Source organism: Halorubrum hochsteinianum (assembly GCF_023702125.1).
GTDB lineage: Archaea > Halobacteriota > Halobacteria > Halobacteriales > Haloferacaceae > Halorubrum > Halorubrum hochsteinianum.
The window spans coordinates 2,592,907-2,610,914 of sequence record NZ_CP098415.1 but is presented as its reverse complement, the minus strand read 5'-3'; the positions used below and the strand labels follow the sequence as shown (position 1 = coordinate 2,610,914).

Sequence of the window (18,008 nt, the reverse complement as noted above, 5' to 3'; positions counted from 1 at the left end):
GGTCTGAGATCGAACGAATAAACTGTATGTCGCTATATGGAAGACACGGACGTCAGCGGCGCGATGAGCGGTGAGTCGGGGGGCACGCGACCCGGTCGGCCGACAGTCGCGCACGTTTTTAGGGTGGCCGAAAATCCGGTGGACTTATTTTGTTTTAGGTAGACCTAAATTATGATGTCGCCCACGAGACGCACTCTGTTAATGACGAGCGCGGCGGCGATCGCGGCCGGAACGGCGGGCTGTAACTCCCGTAGCGGGGGGAACGGTGAACGCGCGGCCGAGTCACCCGAGTCGGAAGGCGAGTCGGTACACGCGGCGGTCGCCGCGGAGTGGAACGCGATGCGCGCCCGGCTGTGGGACGCGCTCGCTCTCGGCGTCGCCGACGAGCCGGCCACCGGTGCGGCCGTCGCGGGGGACGTGTTCGCCCGGTTCGAGGAGGCGTCAGGCGAGTACGGCGCACACGAGACGCTCGAAGCGACGAGCGAGTCGAACTACGCGGAGTTCGAGGAGGCGCTCGGCGAACTCCGAACGGCCGGACTGGAGGCGGGCGACACGGAGCGCGCCCGCGAGGAGGCGGGCATCGCCGACGCGCAGCTGGCGGAGGCGCAAGAGGCCGTCGCGGGGGAGGCGACCTCGCAGGCCTTCGAGCTACAGCTGCTCGGCGTCACGGTTCGGAATGCCGCGTTCCTCGCCGCCTCCGGGAGCTTCGAAGCGGCGCGCGCGGCGGCCGAGAACGCGCTGGCCCGGTTCGAGGACGCGGCGGTCCACGACGCTTTCGAGTCCGCTGACGCCGAGTCGTACGAGGCGTTCGAGTCCGGGGTCGACTCCGTCGCCTCGGCGGCCGAATCGGAGGACGCCGACGCCGTCCGGACGGCGTCCGCCGAGGCGTTCCAAGCGGCGATCGACGGGAGCTACGCGGTCGCGGACGCGGAGGCGGTCGCCGGCGCGGGACACGTGGCGGCGCTTCAGGCGCGGGGCTGGGACGCGGCCGCGCTCTCGTCGCTTGGCGGCCCCTCTTCGGACTTCGCGCACGCGGCGGGTCTGACCGTCTACAGGGACCGAGTGTACGACGCTCGCCGGCTCGCCGCGAACGGCGAGCCGGAGCGGGCCGCGTCGGCGGTGAGCGACGTCTTCGCGCACTTCGAAGGAGCGCGCGCACACGAAGCGCTCGAATCGGCGGACCGCGAGGCGTACGAGGGGTTCGAAGCCGGGCTCTCGGACCTCCAGTCCGCGATCGAGGCCGAGGACGAGTCGGGCGTCGACGAGGGGGTCGCGGCGGTAGACTCGAACCTCGTAGCCGGGATCGAGGCGCTCGCCGGCGCGGGCGCGCCGCTCCTGGAGGCGGCGTTCTTCCGGGCGCGATTCGACGACGCGCGCGAGCGGTATCGGCGCGGACGGAGCGACGAGGCCGCCTCGGTCGCCGAGGGGCTGTTCGGTCGCTTCGAGGAGAACGAACTCGACCTCCACGAGACCGTCGAGGAGACCGACGAGGATCTCTACGAGACGTTCGAGGAGGAACACCTCGCCGGGCTGATCGACGCCTTCGAGAGCGCCAACGACGCGGCGGTCGAGACGCACTACGACGGAGTCCGGTCGACGCTCCTCGAGTTCGAGACGGCGGCCGGGACCACGGCGGCCGTGAGCGGTGCCGAGGCGACGTACGTGGCGGCTCGCGGGTTCGACGCCGCGGTCCTCAACGCGCTCGGCGACTCGGACCGGGCGGCGGCGGTGGCCCGGGCCGCCTTCGAGCACTTCGAGGCCGGTGCCGGAGGGTACCACGAGGCTCTCGAAGCGGCCGACGAGGCGCTCTACGAGACGTTCGAGGACCGGCTCGGGAGCGTCGCGACAGCCGCGACCGACGGCGGTGACGTGTCGGCCGCGGCGAAGCGGTTCGGAGACGCGGCGCTCTCGTCGGCGTACGCGGTCGTCGAGAACGGGGGCGGGTCGCACGGGGACGCCGCCGCGGCGACCGCGGAGGACGCGTTCGCGCACTTCGAGGAGGCCCGCGTCCACGAACTGCTCGAGGAGGCGGACCGCAACGCGTACCACGCCTTCGAGGAGCGACTCGACGCCTACGCGACCGCGCTGCGAGAGGGCGGCGACGCCGGCGGGGCCGCCGCGTCGTTCGCCGACGCCGCGCAGTACGCGCAATTCGCGCTGGTCGACGCGGTCGAGGATCTGCCGCTCGACCTCGACCTCGCCGGAGCGGGCGGTGGTGGCTCCGAGTCGGGCGGTCCGGGCGAGTCGGGTGACGAGACGGATCTCAGCGGGGGGCCGAACGTCGTCGACGGGGTGCCGGACGACGCCGACCACGTCGTCGACATGGAGGCGGTCGCGTACGCCCCGGCGGAGCTCACGGTCTCGCAGGGGGACACGGTCGCGTGGCGACACGCCGCCGGCGAGCCGCACTCGGTGACGGCCTATGAGCATTCCATCCCCGAGGGGGCGTCGTACTGGGCGTCCGGGGACTTCGACTCCGAGGAGGCGGCGCGGACCGGCTGGGAGAACGGGGAAGGCGCGGTCCGGTCGGGCCAGTCGTACGTCCGCACCTTCGAGACCGCGGGGACCCACGAGTACGTGTGTATCCCGCACGAGGCGGCCGGGATGGTCGGCGAAGTCGTCGTCGAGTAAGCGGGATCCGAGTCCCGTGAGAACCGACGGGTGATCCGTCGGTCTCGTCATCGAGTCGGCCCCGCCGGGCCCGGGTTCTCGCGCGACTCCGTGTCACTCATATGTCGGGACGACAGTGTGAAACGACGATGGCGCTCCTCGAAGTGACCGCTGCCACCGGCCTCTTCGTCGTCGTCGGGACGGCGGTCACAGCCCTCCTCTGTATCGGGCCTCGACAGGTGACTCGCGCGATGACGGACGCCGACGACCGAATCCGGGAGGTCGCCCCGTACCTCGGAGCGGCGCTCGCGCTGCTCGCGGCCAAACAGGTCACGCAGGGGTACCGGCTCCGGCTCTCGCGCGCGCTCGACTGGAACATCACCGACGAGCTGTACGCGCTGGAGGGCGGGTTCGTTGCCGCGCTCCAGGATCTGACCCCGGACGCGACGCTGGAGTTCTTCACGGTGAGCTACATGGCGGGGTTCGCGTTCCTCCTCGTCGCCGCCCCAGTGACGTACTTCCTCTCGGAGAGCGGCGGGCAGCGGCACCTGAAGGAACTGCTCGTCGCGTACATGCTGAACTACGCGGTCGGCACCGTCTGTTACACGCTGTTCGTCTCGTACGGGCCGCGGAACTACTTGGAGACGGTCTCCGGGCTGATGTACAGCGTCTACCCGCAGACACAGGACCTCACCGCGGCGGTCGCGTCGAACACCAACGTGTTCCCGTCGCTCCACACCTCGCTGTCGGTGGCCGTGCTCGCCGTCGCGTGGCGCTCGCGACGGACGCACCCGCGGTGGACGCCCGTCGCGGCCGCCGTCGCGGCCGCCGTGGTGTTCTCCACGATGTACCTCGGGATCCACTGGCTCACGGACGTCGTGGTTGGCGTCGCGCTCGGAGTCGGGTCGGTGGCCGCCGCGGTCCGGATCGTCGACCGCGCCGAGTCGCGCTCGGCGTCGCCGACGGCCGGCGGCGAGCGCGGAGGGGCGACCGGACGGCCCGGTGACGACTGAGGGGACGGAGCGGGCCGCGCGAGCGGACGGGCGGAGTTCCGCTCCCGGACGGCGGTGGCGTAGCTACTGGCGTTCTCATCGGAAAGGCGCGGAACGCGTGCCGCGCCGAAGTCACTCCTCGTCGAGCAGGCTCTCGACGAGCGCCTCGGGGTCGAACAGCGCGAGGTCGTCGTACCCCTGTCCGGTGCCGAGGAAGAGGATCGGCTTGCCGGTGACGTACGCGACCGAGATGGCCGCGCCGCCGGAGGAGTCGGCGTCCGCCTTCGTGAGGATCGCCCCGTCGATGGCGGCCGCGTCGTTGAACTCCTTCGCGCGGTTGACCGCGTCCTGCCCCGCGACCGCCTCGTCGACGAAGATGGTCATGTCGGGGTCGACGACGCGGTCGATCTTCTCCAACTGGGCCATCAGGTCGTCGCTCGTGTGGAGGCGTCCCGCGGTGTCGCCCAAGACCACGTCGACGTCGTTCGCCTCCGCGTACTCGACGCCGTCGTAGATGACCGCCGCCGGGTCGCCGCCCTGATCGTGGCTGATCAGGTCGCGGCCGAGCCGGTCGGCGTGCTCGCGGATCTGCTCGTTCGCGCCCGCGCGGTACGTGTCGCCGTTCGCGAGCACGGAGGAGTAGCCGCGGTCGGCGAGCCACTCCGAGAGCTTCGCGATGCTCGTCGTCTTCCCGACGCCGTTGACGCCGGTGAAGACGATGGTAACGGGCTTGTCCGCCTCGGCGATCCGCTCCTCGAAGTCGAACTGCCCGACCGCGATGACGTCGACGAGGGCGTCGTGAAGCGCCGCTTCGACGAGTTCGCCGGTCGTGTCGACCTGCTTTCGCGACTCGCCGAGCATGCTCTCGCGGACGGAGTCGAGGATCTGCTCGGCGACGCTCATCTCCACGTCGCTCTCCAGCAGCGCCATCTCGAGGTTCCACAGCGGCTCCTCTAAGTCCTCCTCCTCGATGATGATCCGACCGGTGGCGAACGCCTTCGCGCGCTGGAAGGTGCTCGGCTCGTCGTCGGAGCCCGCGTCGTCGTCCGACTCGGCCTCGGCGCGGTCAGCGCCCTCGGCCGGATCGGCGGCCGAGGCGTTGGGCTCGTCGGTCGCGTCGCTCTCGGTCGACGCGTCCGCCTCGGGAGGGGCTTCCTCGGCTTCCGTGGACTCTTCGACATCCTCGCGGAAGCCGGAGAGCTTGTCTTTCAGTCCGTCGAACACGGTCTGAGTCCTCGGTTACTCTCCGTCTTCTTCCTGGGCCTGTCCCATCTGCTGCACCTGCTGCTGCTGCATCTGCTGTTGCATCTGCTGGGCCTGCTGTTCGAGCTCGTCGCTCTCGGACTCCAGCTCGTCGACCTCCGCCTGCGTCTCCTCGATGCGCTCGTCGAGCGCCTCCTGCTTGCTCCGGAGGACGTCGATGGCGTCGTCCTGCTCCTGCTCCGCGGAGTAGTTGCCACCGAGCGAGACGATGACCTCGTCGATGTCCTGGACCTCCGCGCGGAGGTACGCGCCGCCGCCCAGCGGGACCTGAACGGTCGAGCCCGTGTCGAGCGTCTCGATGGCCTCGACCGCGTCGTCGATGTCCGACTGCTCCTCGCGGAGGTCGGCGATTTCGCCTTCGAGCTCTTCGATCTCCTCGTCGAGCGCCTGTAGCTCCTGAGAGAGCTGCTGGAGCTGCTGTTGTCCGCCGCCCATCATGCCTCGGACACCTCCTCGATCTCGATCTGGGTGCGCTTCCGGTTGTGCTGGCTCCCGACGTTCGTGTAGATCCGCTCGCGGGCGAGATCCTCGTTTTCCGCCTCGACGTCCTTCGTGAACGGCTGGTCGCCGTCTCGGCTCTGGAACCGTCCACTCACCGTGTAGGTACTCATGTTCCCCGATCCGGCAGGGACAGGGAAGTATCTTCCTAAAAGGCGACACGCGCAGCGTCGCCCCGATCAGGACGGAGCGGGACTGACGGCGGCGGAATTTCGGGGGAGCGCGTCACCCCGGGAGGTCCGCGCGCCGGAACCTAACGACGGCGAGCGCGACGAGGACGGCCGTCGCCGCGAGCAGCGTCGCCGCGCCGGTCGCGTCGTACTCGCCCAACACGAGGACCGCCGAGGGGTCGTAGTGCGCCGTCGGACTCACGTCGCCGAGTCCCGCGAAGTCGGTGCTCGCGGCCACGGACTCGAACATGAACAGCCCGAACAGCGCGCCGAGCGCGATCCGCTGTGCGACCCCCGGGCGCGAGACGACCGTCGACACGGCGACGCCGAGCGCGACGCACGTCAGGTGGTACGGCACGGCGAGCGCGTGGACCGCGACGAGTCGCTCGACCGCGATCGTCTCGCCGACCGCGAGGACGCCGACGTACGCGACGACCGGCAGCACGAGGTTCAGCAGGGCGACGAGCGGGACCAGTCCAAGAAATCGGCCGACGACGACGTCCCGGCGGCCGACCGGCGCGGACAGCGTGAGGTCCATCCGGCCGCTGGCGACGTCGCCGGCGATCGTTCCGCCCGCGAGGTAGGCGAGGTAGAGTCCGACCAGGAGCAGCCACGCGAACTGGTAGAACTCCACCGCGAGGAAGCCCTCGATCGAGGAGATGGCGATGATCCCGAGCACCTCCTGAAACGCCGGCGGGAACGCGTCGACGTACGCGTCGAGGTCGACCCCCGCGGTCGACAGCGACGGGAAGAAGGCCAGGAACACGAGGAGGAACGCGGAGAGCAGTCCCGTCGTCGCGAGCGACCCGCGGGCGCGGCCGGCCGCGTCGTACCGCGCGATCGCGAGCCACGGGGCCGGGCGATCGCTCATCGATCCCCACCCCCGGAGTCCGCGGTCGCGTCCGCTGGAGCCGCGTTCGAGGGGGCGTCCCCGACGCGCGTTCCGGCGCTTCGTCCCCCGTTCCCGCTCCCCGCCGGTCCCGGCACGTCGCCGTCGTAGAAGGTCATGAACGCCTCTTCGAGCGGGGCGTCGACGACGTCGAGGTCCAGCACGGAGTATCCGGAGAGGAGGTCGATCAGCGCGTCGTACTCGCCCGTCCACGTGAACGAGACGGTCTCGCCGACGCGGAGATTCATCACGTCGCGGCGCTCGAAGTCGGCGCGCGCGACGTCCTCGGCGACGCGGACGCGGACCTGCTTGCCGCCCCGCGACCGGAGGTCCGAGACGGACTCGACGGCGACGAGGTGGCCCTCGCGCAGGACCCCGACGCGGTCACAGAGCGCGGCCACCTCGCCGAGGACGTGCGAGGAGAGGAGGACGCTCGCCCCGTCGTCGACGCGCTCGCGGACGAGGGCGGCGAACTCCTCCTGAAGTAGCGGGTCGAGCCCGGAGGTCGGCTCGTCGAGCAGCAGGAGGTCCGGATCGTGCATGAACGCCGCCACGAGGGCCACCTTCTGGCGGTTCCCCCGCGAGAGGTCGCCGATCCGCCGCGACTCGTCGAGGCCGAACCGGTCGACGAGTCGGTCGCGGCTCGACTCGCCGCGGAGCGCCGCCTGATGGTCGAGGAACGCCCCCGCGGTGCGGTCGCGGTCGAGCCCGGGGTCGCCGGGAAGGAAGCCGACGCGCTCGCGGGCGCGACGCGACGCGACCGGGTCGGTGGCGTCGTGGCCGAGGAGGGTCGCGCCGCCGCTCGTCGGCGACAGGAAGCCGAGCAGCGTCCGGATGGCGGTCGTCTTCCCCGCGCCGTTCGGACCGAGGAAGCCGAACACCTCGCCGTCCTCGACGGCGAAGGAGACGTCCTCGACCCCCCGCACGTCGCCGTAGTACTTCGTGAGGTTCCGGCACTCGATAGCGGGCATACCGCACTCGACTCCGCTGCGGCTATTAAAAGTATGAGAGGGGCGGCGAAGGCGGGCGTCGGCGAACGGCTCAGTCGATGAAGCCGAGCGTCTCCTCGATCCGGCCTAGCTCCGGCCCGGTCGTGTCCTCGCCGACGACGTACCCCTCGTCGGTGGCGACGAGGCCGGAGCCGACGAGCGGCGCGCCGTAGTTGACGGTGCCGAGGTCGGCGCGCACGTCGAGCGCCTCCTCGACCGCCTGAAGCTCCGACTCGGTCGACTGCGGGTGACAGAGCACCCCCGTGTTGTTGGCGACCGCCGCGGTGCCGACGGTGCGGACGCCGCCGAGGTCGCCGCGGGTGACGGGGACGTCGAGGGCGTCTTTGATCGTCTGGATCGACTCGCGCGAGAGGTCCGGGTGGACGTACGCGCCGTAGTCGTTCGCGAGGACGACGTTCCCGGCGGCGTTGATCTCGCCCGGCAGCTCGTACACCGGGCCGCCGGCGACGTCCGCGATCCGGTCCTTCTCGCGCTCGGTCGCGCGCGAGGAGACGAGGACGCCGCTCTCGTTGCCCGTCGCGAGCGCGCCGACCGTGTTGGACCGACCGACGGTCGTGAGCAGCGGCTCCGCGCCGAGCTCCGCGCCGATGTCCTCGGCGAGGCCCTCGTCGACGTCCGGCCGGATCAACAGGAGGTCGTCGACGGCGCGGGCGAACACGCCCACGTACGACGAGCCGGTGAAGGTCGCCCGTAACACGTTACTCCGCGTGCTCGGCCTCGACGACCGGTTCGCCGTCCTCGACGAACCGAGCCGCGCGGACCCGAACCGTGCTGGGCGGGTTCTGTCGCCCGTTCGTCCAGACGGCCTCGTTGACGGACCCGTCGATGATCACGTCGTCCTCGTCGACGGAGAAGTGCTTCGCGAGGTGCTGGCGCGTGATCTTCATCGCGTAGTCGGCGCGCTGCTGGACGGGCTTGTCCTTTGCGTCGCGGAGCGGGACGGTGACGACGCGCTCCTCGAAGTCGTTCGTGGACATCTATTCGTCCAGGTCGTTCCGACGCCAGTTGCGCCGCTTGGGGTTTCGCGTCACGTTCATGTCCGTCTTCATCATGACCCACGCGGGGACGCGGGTGTTCTGGCGTTCCGCCTTCGCCAGACGCTTCTTTTGAGCCTTCGACTTGTCTCCCATAGTGGCGCACACTTTCCACGGGTCGCATAAAACCCCTTCCATACTGGGGCGCTCGTCGGCCGTGCGACCGCCGCCGGATCCCCGCCCTGCTCACTACGCCTCCCGCTCGGCGATCCCCGCGTAGATCCGGTAACAGCGGTCGAGAGCGTCGAGGCTCGCGCTCTCGGTGTCGGTGTGCGCCTCGCCCGGCTCCGAGGCCCCGCAGACCAGACAGTCGGTGCCGGCCGCCGCGAGCCATCCCGCATCGGTCGCGTGCGGCTTCGTGACGTGTTCGGGGGCGTCGAGGCCGAGGTCCTCGTGGACCGCGCGGGCGACGTCGAGCGCGGCGTCCGCGAACGCCGGGTCGCCGCAGGCCATCGGCGGCAGGTCCTGATCGACGACGAGTTCGACGCCCGGCGTCGCGTCGGCGACCCCCGCGAGGTCGGCCCGGTCGCCGGGGACCGTGCGCTCGTCGACCGTCGCCTCGCAGCGCTCCGGGATCACGTTCCACGTGTCGCCGCCCTCGACGATCGTGACCGCGAGCGACCCGGACACCTCGTTGCCGAGGACCGTCGCCCGCGGCGCGTCGAGTCCGCGGACCGCGTCGATCGCGTCGGCGGCGCGGTAGATCGCGTTCTCGCCGGCCTCAGGCTCCGAGGCGTGGGCGGCCTCGCCGCGCGCGACGAGCCGCGACCCCCGGCGGCCGCGGTGGGCGACCACCACGTCGGTCACGCCGGACTTCGAGTAGTTCGTCGACCCCTCGGCGACGACCGCCCGGTCCGGCGCGAAGCCTTCGTCGATCGCGTGTCGCGCCCCCTCGCCGCCGACCTCCTCGTCGACGAAGGAGGCGAATATCAGCTCCCGGCCCGCGGGCGGCGTCGCGTCCCGGAACGCGAGCATCGCGGCCGCGACCGACCCCTTCATGTCGGCGGTTCCGCGGCCGTAGATCCGGCCGTCGCGGCGCTCGACGACGTACTCGCCGTCGAGTCCGTCGCCCGTCGTCTGTTCCGGTGCCGGAGGCACCACGTCGTGGTGCCCGACGAGAGCGAGCGAGTCGGTGTCGGGGTCGTCCGTCGCGCCCGCGAACGCGAACACGTTGCCCGCGTCGTCGCGTTCGACGGTCGCGTCCGTCTCCGCGCGCAGCCACTCCTCGATGGCGTCGCCCGCGGCCGTCTCGTCCTCGTGTGAGGGGATCGAAACGAGCCGCTCGGTCAGGTCCGCGAGTTCGTCCATGGGGCCTCTGGCGGCCGTCGCCGCATAAGCGCGTCCCTCGCGGCGACGCGGAACGGAGAGGGAACGCCGGCCGCGACCGAGTCAGGTCGTGAACAGTTCGGTGTCGTCCGGGACCGCGAACAGGCCGAGCCGGACCCCGGCGTCGAGCCACCCGTAGCCGTACGAGTAGGAGGCGAGCGCGTTCACCGGGTCGCCGTCCTCGCGGAAGTGGCGGCCGTCCTCGAGGTACGACTCGGCCATCTCGGTCACGTCCGCGGCGGCCTCGCCGAGCGGGGTGTCGGCCGGCGGCCGCGGCTCGGCGACCGCCAGGGCGTCCGCGAGCATCCGCTCGTAGCGGTCCGTCTTCTCCTGTAGGTCGGCGGGCATACGCGAGTGTTCCGACGGGCGGTGAAAAGCGACCGGGTCGGGTGGGAAGGCCCCGCGTCGCCTCCCGTCCGGACCGAGAAGCTTTATTCTCGCCGCACCCGGGAGTCCGATAGATGGTGCCCCGCAGCCGTCCTCCCGCCGGGGGCCGGTCGGCCCTCGCGCTCGTGGTCGCGACGAACCTCCTCCCGCTCGCTGGCGTCGTCGCGTTCGGCTGGCGCGTCGGCGAACTGCTCGCCGTGTACTGGATCGAGGTGGTCGTCATGGTCCTCGCCCACAGCGCGGCCGCGATGTTCGCCGAGCGACCGATCGACTTGGAGGACCGCTCGTTCTACATCGTCGGTTACGACGAGGACGCGGAGCGGGACGAGGAGGTGTGGGGAACCCCGGCGGAGCCGATCCAGCTCGTCTCGTGGCTGCCCCCGATATACCGGCGGAACGCCCGGGTCGTCCGCCGGTCGCTCGGCGTCTTCGTGTTCCTGCTCGTGCCGCTTCTTCCGGTCGGCTGGGACGCGCTCTCGTATCTCACGCCGACGGTCGGACTGACGGCGCTCGGCGTCTGCGGCGCGCAGGTCGCGGAGGTGCGCCGCGAGTTCCTCGCCGAGCGGGCCTACGAGGAGCGGTCGCCGTACATGGTCGTCGAGGCGGCACAGCGCGTCGTCTTCTTCTACTTCATGATCGGGATCGTGACCGTGACAGCGGTCACGTTCGGCATCTTCGCGGTCGAGGCGGCGATCGCTCCCGGGGCGCTCGACGAGATCGCGGAGGCGTTCGGCGTCGAGGTCCTCCTCCTCCCGTACCTCCTCCCGATCACGCTCGCGAAGGCGACCGTCGAGTGGGGCCGACGACGGGCGTTCCGCGAAGACGACCCCGACGGGATCGCGACGTGGTTCACGGGCGAGGACCCGCGGCGTGAGTGGAAGAAGGAGGAGGAGTCCGCCGACGACTGGTGACGCGAGGGCACGGAACTCGCAGAGCGCGCGGAGCGCGGGCGGCGAAGCGCAACGCCGATACGCTCGGCCGCGAAACGGGGGTCCATGTACGAGGCCGTTCACGCCTACCCCGACGGGGAGGCGACCGTCGCGCGCCACGCCGAGACCGCGGCTCGGCACGGCTACGACGGGATCGTGGTGCGGACGCGCGACGCGCTGTCGTCGGCCGCGGGCGAGGGCGACTCCGGCGAGGGCGGCGGTGACGGGCGGGCCTCCGGCTGGAGCGGCGGCCGCGAGGGCCCCGTCCGCGATCCGGCCGCGCTCCGCGAGGAGTACGGGATCGACGTGGTCGACGCGGTGGAGATCGACGCTGACGACCCGACGAGCGCCTCGGGGGCGGTCGGGAATCACCGCTCGGACAGGACCGTGGTCTGCGTCGGCGGCGGGGACGACGCCCTGAACCGGTTCGCGGTCGAGCAGGCCCGCGTCGACGTGCTCGTCCGACCGATGGCCGGCGGGGGGGACGTCAACCACGTCCTCGCGAAGGCGGCGCGCGACAACGGCGTTCACGTTGAGTTCGACTTCGGGCCGGCGCTCCGCGCGACGGGCGGGAAGCGCGTCCGGGCGCTCGCCGACCTCCGGAAGCTCCGCGAGATCGTCGCCCACTACGACGCGCCCTACGTCGTGAGCGCGAACGCCGACTCGCACCTCGGGCTCCGAGCGCCCCGCGAGCTGGTCGCCGTCGGCGAGGCGATCGGATTCGACGCCGAGGGCGTCCGCGAGGGGCTGCGGGCGTGGGGCGACCTCGCCGAGCGGAACCGGGAGCGCCGCTCCGGGGGCTTCATAGAGCCGGGGGTCCGACGTGGCAGGTATGAAGAAGACGGTTGAGGAACACGCCGAGCGGTTCTCCGAGAAGGCGGCCGAGTACGACGACTCGAAGAGCGACGAGTACCACGCGTGCGCCGGGCTGGTGATCGACCACACCGCGCCGGAGCCGGACGACGTGGTCCTCGATCTGGGCGCGGGAACGGGCGCGATCGCGCTCTCGCTGGCGGAGGACGCCGAGCGCGTCCTCGCCCGCGACATCAGCGAGGGGATGATGGAGGAGGGCCGGCGGAAGGCGGCCGAGCGCGGCCTCGACAACGTCGAGTTCGCCTACGGCGAGTTCCGGGACCCCGGGCTGGAGCCGGACCAGCGCGTCGACGTCGTCACCTCGAACTTCGCGCTCCACCACCTCGCGGACGACGAGAAGCGCGAGGCGATCGGCGTCATGGCCGAGACGGGCGCGCGGCGGATCGTCCTCGGCGACGTGGCGTTCTTCGAGGATCCGGACCCGGACGCGCCGTTCTACAGCCCCGAGGTCGACGACCCGGCGACCGTCGGCACGCTGGTCGAGGCGTTCACCGACGAGGGGTTCGCGGTGACCGCCGTCGAGCGCGTCCACGACCAGGTGGCGGTGATCGTCGCCGAGCGGATCCGGGATCTCCCGGCGTGATCGCCCCGTGAAACACCTCCCGAAGCACCTGCGCCCGCGGTGGCGGTACCTCGCGGTCGGGATCGAGTCGTGGTCCGACGCCGAGATCGGTCGGCGCGCGTTCCAGCGTTCGCTGTGGTACAGCGCCGGAAACCTCCTCGGCGACGCCGGGAGCGCCGACGCCGACCTCACGCTGCTGTCGTTCTCGCACGCTGACGGGACCGGCGAGGCCGTCGTCCGGGTCAGACACGGCCACGTCGACGACGCGCGCGCCGCGATCGCATGCGTGAGCGAGGTCGACGGCGAGCCGGTCGGAATCCTCGTCAGGGGGATTTCGGGGACGGTGCGTGCCTGTGAGGAAAGATATATGGGTCGCGCGACCCCCAGTTCGACACAGCGAGACGTCGCGTTCGGGAGCGCCGAACGGGCCGCGGTCGTGCGCGGCGACGCGTGCGATCTGCGGGTCGAGTCGGGTCGCGTCGGCGCGACGACGTTCGACATCGAGTGATATCATGCAGGGCCAATCCCAACAGCAGGCGTACGACCGCGGCATCACTATCTTCTCACCGGACGGTCGACTCTACCAGGTCGAGTACGCCCGGGAGGCGGTGAAGCGAGGGACGGCGAGCGTCGGTATCCGCGCCGAGGACGGGGTCGTCCTCGCGGCGGACAAGCGCGCCCGCTCCCCCCTCATGGAACCGGAGAGCATCGAGAAGCTCCACAAGGCCGACGACCACGTCGGCGTCGCGAGCGCCGGCCACGTCGCCGACGCCCGGCAGCTCATCGACTTCGCCCGCCGGCAGGCGCAGGTGAACCAGCTCCGCTACGGCGAGCCGGTCGGCATCGAGACGCTCACCAAGAACATCACCGACCACATCCAGCAGTACACGCAGGTCGGCGGCGCGCGCCCCTTCGGCGTCGCGCTCATCGTCGGCGGCATCGAGAACGGCGAGCCGCGCCTGTTCGAGACCGACCCGTCCGGCACGCCCTACGAGTGGCAGGCGCTGTCGATCGGCTCGGACCGCAGCGACCTCCGCGACTACCTCGAGGAGGAGTACGAGGAGGGCCTCTCGACCGACGAGGCCGTCGGGCTCGCGCTCGACACGCTCGCGCGGTCGAACGACGGCGAACTGACGCCCGACGGCGTCGGTGTCGCCACGATCACGGTCGACGACGAGCAGTACACGGAGCGGCCCGTCGACGAGATCGAGGCGATCCTCGACGAGCGGGACCTGCTCTCGGCCGACGAGGACGAAGCGGACGAGGCGGACGAAAACGGCGACGACGAGGAGTAACGCCCTCGTCCGTCGCGCCTCCGATCCGACTCGGCTCCGCAATCGCTATTTTTGCCGACCGCGTCGTCCCGCCATGAGCGACGGCGACTCGGCCCCGACGCCGACCGCGCCCGAAGGGTACGCGCTCCGCGAGTCGACGCCGTCGGTCGCGGCGTTCCGCCGCCTCCGGCGCGAGGCCGGGATGTCGGAGCGGAGCCGCGAGGCGGTCGAACGTGGATTGCCGAACACGACGTACGGCGTCCACGTCGTCGCGGAGTCGACCGGAGAGCCGGTCGGCATGGCGCGGATCGTCGGCGACGGGGGGTCCGTCTTCCACCTCTCCGACATGGCCGTCGCGGAGCCGCAGCAGGGACGCGGGATCGGTACGGCGATGATGGACACGCTGGTCGGGTGGCTCCGGACGAACGCGCCCGACGGCGCGTACGTCAACCTGCTGGCGGACGTCGACGGGTTCTACGAGCGGTGGGGCTTCGAGCGCTCCGCGCCGGCCTCGAAGGGGATGTGGACGCGAACCGAAGACCTCTGACGGCCGCCGAGAGACGTTCCTGCGACGCCGTCGGTCGGGAGAGTTATGCCGCCGGGGACCGACCGACGACGCGTGCAGAAGACGGTACTCATCACCGGCTGTTCCTCGGGTATCGGCCGCGCCGCGGCGCACGCGTTCCTCAACGAGGGGTGGACCGTGTACGCGACCGCGCGGAACCCCGCCGACGTCGAGGCGCTCGGCGAGGCGGGCTGTGAGCTCGCCACGCTCGACGTGACCGACCAGGAGGACGTCGACCGCGTCGTCGACCGAATCTTAGACGAGGAGGGAGCGATCGACGCCCTGATCAACAACGCCGGCTACGGCCAGTTCGGACCGATCGAGGACGTCACCACCGACCGGGTCCACGATCAGTTCGACGTGAACGTGTACGGGCCGCATCGGCTGATCCGGGCGGTGCTGCCCGCGATGCGACGCGAGCGCGACGGGACCATCGTCAACGTCTCGTCGGTCGCGGGGCGGGTGTCCATTCCCGGCGGCGGCGTGTACAGCGGGTCGAAGTTCGCCCTCGAAGCGATGTCCGACGCGCTGCGCAACGAGGTCGCGGACCTCGGCGTCGACGTGGTCGTCGTCGAGCCGGGACCGGTGAAGACGAACTTCTCGAAGCGCGCGGAGGCGGAGGCCGACCCCGAGGAGCGCGAGGGGATCGAGCGGACCGACGCCTACGACGAGTTCTACGCGATGTTCGAGGACGCGCAGCTGATCGGCGGGGACGGCCCCGGCTCGGTCGAGCCGGAGCTCGTCGCGGACGCCATCTACGACGCCGCCAGCGCGACCCAGCCGCCGGCCCGCGTCCAGCCCGGAACGGTCGCCCGCGTCGGCGTCCTCGCCCGGTTCCTCCCAGACGCGCTGGTGGACAGGGCGTACGGGTTCATCAGGAACTTCACCTCGTAGAGGGACCGCGACGCGACGGACTCACTCCTCGGAGCCGTCGGGGTCGACCGCGAAGGGGCTCTCTCCCTCCCGCCAGTCCCAGCCCGGGAGCCGCGTCTGGAACCCCGCGGCGAGCGCCGCGTCGAGGTCGTCCGCGCCGGCCGTCCCGGCTCCCCGTTCGTCCGCCTCCGCCGTGGCGTCGCGGTGGACGTGGAGGTCCGCGACGTGGAACGTCGCCTGCGCGAGCAGCGAGAGCGGCCGCCCGCCGGCGACCGTCGCCGCCAGTTCGCGGCCGAGCACCTCGTCGACGACGAATCCGGGGTAGTCGCCCGTCACGTCGAGGTCGCGCAGGAGCGCGACGCAGGCGGCGACGTTGACCGCGACCTCGCCGTCGGCGAAGACGGCGTCGACCTCGCGGCGGTACGCCTCGCGCGACACCGTGTCGACGCTCGTCTCGAAGAGCCGGCCGAGCCGGTCGCGGGTGTCGTTGAGGACCGGGACGACCACGTCGGCCCGGTCGCGGACCCAGTCGCGTTCGTCGCGGACCGTCTGCGGTGTGACGCGCATGGGCCGCGTTCGGCCGCCGGGTGCTTGCCCTTTGCGAAGGCTTTTATAACGGCGGGGCAGTAGCGTGAACCAAGCGGGTTTTCGCTGGCTGTTCCCGCGTACGGAACCAGTACGGACAGTACTTCCACTATGCCTATCCCGTCACGGTCGACCGATCGGCGGCGAGTCGCCGCGCGACGCGATTCGACGACGACGGCCCCGACGACCCGCAGTGAGATATGAGTCAAGTCGATAAGCAACTCGATACGTTGAAATCGGAGATCGAACAGGAGATTCCGAACGACATCACGGTCACAGATGTCAAATACGAGGGCCCGGAGCTGGTCGTGTACACGCGCGACCCCAAGCGGTTCGCCGGCGACGGCGACCTGATCCGACGGCTCGCCTCGAAGCTCCGCAAGCGGATCACGGTCCGCCCGGACCCGAGCGCCCTCTCCCCGCCCGCGCGGGCCGAGGACGAGGTCCGAGAGGTGATCCCGGACGACGCCGGGGTGACGGACCTCGACTTCCACGAGGACACCGGCGAGGTCGTCATCGAGGCCGAGAAGCCGGGGATGGTGATCGGCCGCCGCGGCTCGACGCTCCGCGAGATCACCCAGGAGGTCGGCTGGACCCCCGAGGTCGTTCGGACGCCGCCGATCGAGTCCTCCACCGTCTCGAACGTGCGCGGCTTCCTGAAGAACGAGCGCGAGGAGCGCCGCGACATCCTCGAACGCGTCGGCCGGCAGATCCACCGCGAGGAGATGTCCGACGACGAGTGGGTCCGGATCACGACGCTCGGCTGCTGCCGCGAGGTCGGCCGCGCCGCCTTCATCCTCTCGACGCCCGAGACCCGGATCCTCATCGACTGCGGCGACAAGCCCGGAGCCGAGGGCGAGGTCCCGTACCTCCAAGTCCCCGAGGCGCTCGGCGCGGGCGCGGCGACGCTCGACGCGGTCATCCTCACGCACGCCCACCTCGACCACTCGGCGCTCGTCCCGCTCCTCTTCAAGTACGGCTACGACGGCCCGATCTACACGACGGAGCCGACCCGCGACCTGATGGGCCTGCTCACCCTCGACTACCTCGACGTCGCGGCGAAGGACGGCCGGACGCCGCCGTACGAGTCCGCGCAGGTCCGCGAGGCGATCAAACACACCATCCCGCTGGAGTACGGCGACGTGACCGACGTGGCCCCGGACGTGAAGCTCACCTTCCACAACGCGGGCCACATCCTCGGCAGCGCCGTCACGCACTTCCACATCGGCGACGGCCTCTACAACGTCGCGTTCTCGGGCGACATCCACTACGAGGACACCCGCCTGTTCAACGGCGCGGTCAACGACTTCCCGCGGGTGGAGACGCTCGTGCTGGAGTCCACCTACGGCGGCCGCAACGACTACCAGACCGACCAGGAGGACTCCGAGGAGGCGCTCAAGGAGGTCATCAACGAGACGTACGAGCAGGGGGGGAAAGTCGTCATTCCCGCGTTCGCCGTGGGGCGCTCGCAGGAGATCATGCTCGTCTTGGAGGAGGCGATGCGGGAAGGCGAAATCCCGGAGATGCCGGTCCACCTCGACGGGATGATCTGGGAGGCGACCGCGATCCACACGACCTACCCCGAGTACCTCCGCGACGACCTCCGCGACCGCATCTTCCACGAGGACGAGAACCCGTTCCTCGCCGACCAGTTCAACCACATCGACGCCGGCGAGGACGAGCGACAGGACGTCGCCGACGGCGACGAGTGTATCGTCATCTCCACCTCGGGGATGATCGAGGGCGGGCCGATCATGTCGTGGCTCCGCCACATCGGCCCCGACCCGGACTCGAACCTCGTGTTCGTCGGCTATCAGGCGCAGGGGACGCTCGGCCGCCGGATCCAGAACGGTTGGGACGAGATTCCGGTCGACGGCTGGGGCGGCGGAAGCCGCGGCGACACACTCACGCTGGAGATGGGGACCGAGGTCGTCGACGGCTTCTCCGGCCACGCCGACCGGCAGGGGTTAGAGAACTTCGTGAAGACGATGAACCCGCGCCCGGAGAAGGTGCTGTGCGTCCACGGCGACGAGAGCTCCGTTCAGGACCTCTCCTCGTCGCTGTACCACGACTACAACATGCGGACGTTCGCGCCGAAGAACCTGGAGACGTTCCGGTTCAAGTGAACTGACCGGGGCGGCCGCATTTTCGCCGAATCTGTTCTGCCG

General features: G+C 70.8%; 21 protein-coding genes. 10 read left to right on the top strand and 11 right to left on the bottom strand.

Annotation, left to right across the window (positions count from 1 at the left end; translation table 11 throughout):
• Positions 1-201: 201 nt before the first annotated feature.
• Both NAF06_RS13215 and NAF06_RS13210 read left to right on the top strand, forming a co-directional pair.
• Complete coding sequence (locus NAF06_RS13215; RefSeq protein WP_008581122.1) at positions 202-2,631, top strand: DUF5059 domain-containing protein; 2,430 nt, start codon at positions 202-204, stop codon at positions 2,629-2,631.
• Positions 2,632-2,759: 128 nt separating this feature from the next.
• Positions 2,760-3,623: a phosphatase PAP2 family protein gene (locus NAF06_RS13210; RefSeq protein WP_008581120.1), complete on the top strand. Its 864-nt coding sequence runs from the start codon at positions 2,760-2,762 to the stop codon at positions 3,621-3,623.
• 111 nt (positions 3,624-3,734) lie between these two features.
• Here NAF06_RS13210 and ftsY read toward each other — a convergent pair whose 3' ends face one another.
• The 10 genes from ftsY to NAF06_RS13160 form a co-directional block, all read right to left on the bottom strand.
• Positions 3,735-4,826, bottom strand: a complete 1,092-nt coding sequence (gene ftsY, locus NAF06_RS13205) for a signal recognition particle-docking protein FtsY (protein WP_008581118.1) — start codon at positions 4,824-4,826, stop codon at positions 3,735-3,737.
• A gap of 15 nt (positions 4,827-4,841) precedes the next feature.
• On the bottom strand, positions 4,842-5,300 hold the full coding sequence (pfdA, locus tag NAF06_RS13200; RefSeq protein WP_008581116.1) for a prefoldin subunit alpha: 459 nt from the start codon (positions 5,298-5,300) through the stop codon (positions 4,842-4,844).
• Positions 5,300-5,476, bottom strand: a complete 177-nt coding sequence (gene rpl18a / locus NAF06_RS13195) for a 50S ribosomal protein L18Ae (RefSeq protein ID WP_008581114.1) — start codon at positions 5,474-5,476, stop codon at positions 5,300-5,302. The genes pfdA and rpl18a overlap by 1 nt, the downstream gene beginning before the upstream one ends.
• Positions 5,477-5,588: 112 nt before the next feature.
• Positions 5,589-6,404, bottom strand: coding sequence for an ABC transporter permease (locus NAF06_RS13190; protein WP_008581112.1), 816 nt, complete (start codon positions 6,402-6,404; stop codon positions 5,589-5,591).
• A complete protein-coding gene (locus NAF06_RS13185) occupies positions 6,401-7,393 on the bottom strand; it encodes an ABC transporter ATP-binding protein (RefSeq protein ID WP_008581110.1) in 993 nt (330 codons plus the stop codon). Before NAF06_RS13185 ends, NAF06_RS13190 begins: the two co-directional genes overlap by 4 nt.
• A gap of 70 nt (positions 7,394-7,463) precedes the next feature.
• Complete coding sequence (locus tag NAF06_RS13180; protein ID WP_008581107.1) at positions 7,464-8,129, bottom strand: translation initiation factor IF-6; 666 nt, start codon at positions 8,127-8,129, stop codon at positions 7,464-7,466.
• Between the two features lies 1 nt (position 8,130).
• Positions 8,131-8,409 carry a 50S ribosomal protein L31e gene (locus tag NAF06_RS13175; protein WP_006629921.1) on the bottom strand — a complete coding sequence of 93 codons (279 nt, stop codon included), beginning with the start codon at positions 8,407-8,409 and terminating at the stop codon, positions 8,131-8,133.
• Positions 8,410-8,562: a 50S ribosomal protein L39e gene (locus NAF06_RS13170; RefSeq protein ID WP_004050128.1), complete on the bottom strand. Its 153-nt coding sequence runs from the start codon at positions 8,560-8,562 to the stop codon at positions 8,410-8,412.
• A 93-nt stretch (positions 8,563-8,655) separates the two neighbouring features.
• Positions 8,656-9,774, bottom strand: a complete 1,119-nt coding sequence (locus NAF06_RS13165; protein ID WP_008581105.1) for a M20 family metallopeptidase — start codon at positions 9,772-9,774, stop codon at positions 8,656-8,658.
• A gap of 81 nt (positions 9,775-9,855) precedes the next feature.
• Positions 9,856-10,140: a DUF357 domain-containing protein gene (locus NAF06_RS13160; RefSeq protein ID WP_008581102.1), complete on the bottom strand. Its 285-nt coding sequence runs from the start codon at positions 10,138-10,140 to the stop codon at positions 9,856-9,858.
• A 113-nt stretch (positions 10,141-10,253) separates the two neighbouring features.
• Between NAF06_RS13160 and NAF06_RS13155 the strand changes: the two genes are divergently transcribed.
• From NAF06_RS13155 to NAF06_RS13125, 7 genes are all read left to right on the top strand, one after another.
• Positions 10,254-11,090 carry a DUF6498-containing protein gene (locus NAF06_RS13155; protein WP_049908532.1) on the top strand — a complete coding sequence of 279 codons (837 nt, stop codon included), beginning with the start codon at positions 10,254-10,256 and terminating at the stop codon, positions 11,088-11,090.
• Positions 11,091-11,174: 84 nt separating this feature from the next.
• Complete coding sequence (locus NAF06_RS13150) at positions 11,175-11,957, top strand: RNase P subunit p30 family protein (protein WP_008581099.1); 783 nt, start codon at positions 11,175-11,177, stop codon at positions 11,955-11,957.
• Positions 11,941-12,564 carry a class I SAM-dependent methyltransferase gene (locus tag NAF06_RS13145; protein ID WP_008581097.1) on the top strand — a complete coding sequence of 208 codons (624 nt, stop codon included), beginning with the start codon at positions 11,941-11,943 and terminating at the stop codon, positions 12,562-12,564. The genes NAF06_RS13150 and NAF06_RS13145 overlap by 17 nt, the downstream gene beginning before the upstream one ends.
• Before the next feature lie 7 nt (positions 12,565-12,571).
• A complete protein-coding gene (locus tag NAF06_RS13140) occupies positions 12,572-13,051 on the top strand; it encodes an Rpp14/Pop5 family protein (protein WP_008581095.1) in 480 nt (159 codons plus the stop codon).
• Between the two features lie 4 nt (positions 13,052-13,055).
• Complete coding sequence (psmA, locus tag NAF06_RS13135) at positions 13,056-13,838, top strand: archaeal proteasome endopeptidase complex subunit alpha (protein ID WP_008581094.1); 783 nt, start codon at positions 13,056-13,058, stop codon at positions 13,836-13,838.
• A 73-nt stretch (positions 13,839-13,911) separates the two neighbouring features.
• Entirely contained in the window at positions 13,912-14,364 is a 453-nt protein-coding gene (locus tag NAF06_RS13130; protein ID WP_008581092.1) for a GNAT family N-acetyltransferase, read from the top strand.
• A gap of 45 nt (positions 14,365-14,409) precedes the next feature.
• A complete protein-coding gene (locus NAF06_RS13125; RefSeq protein ID WP_008581090.1) occupies positions 14,410-15,276 on the top strand; it encodes an SDR family oxidoreductase in 867 nt (288 codons plus the stop codon).
• 21 nt (positions 15,277-15,297) lie between these two features.
• Here NAF06_RS13125 and NAF06_RS13120 read toward each other — a convergent pair whose 3' ends face one another.
• Positions 15,298-15,822 (bottom strand): DUF7984 family protein, encoded by a 525-nt coding sequence (locus NAF06_RS13120; protein ID WP_008581088.1) that lies wholly within the window; start codon positions 15,820-15,822, stop codon positions 15,298-15,300.
• A 218-nt stretch (positions 15,823-16,040) separates the two neighbouring features.
• Here NAF06_RS13120 and NAF06_RS13115 point away from each other — a divergent pair, with 218 nt between their 5' ends.
• Entirely contained in the window at positions 16,041-17,966 is a 1,926-nt protein-coding gene (locus NAF06_RS13115; RefSeq protein WP_008581086.1) for a beta-CASP ribonuclease aCPSF1, read from the top strand.
• Positions 17,967-18,008 lie beyond the last annotated feature (42 nt).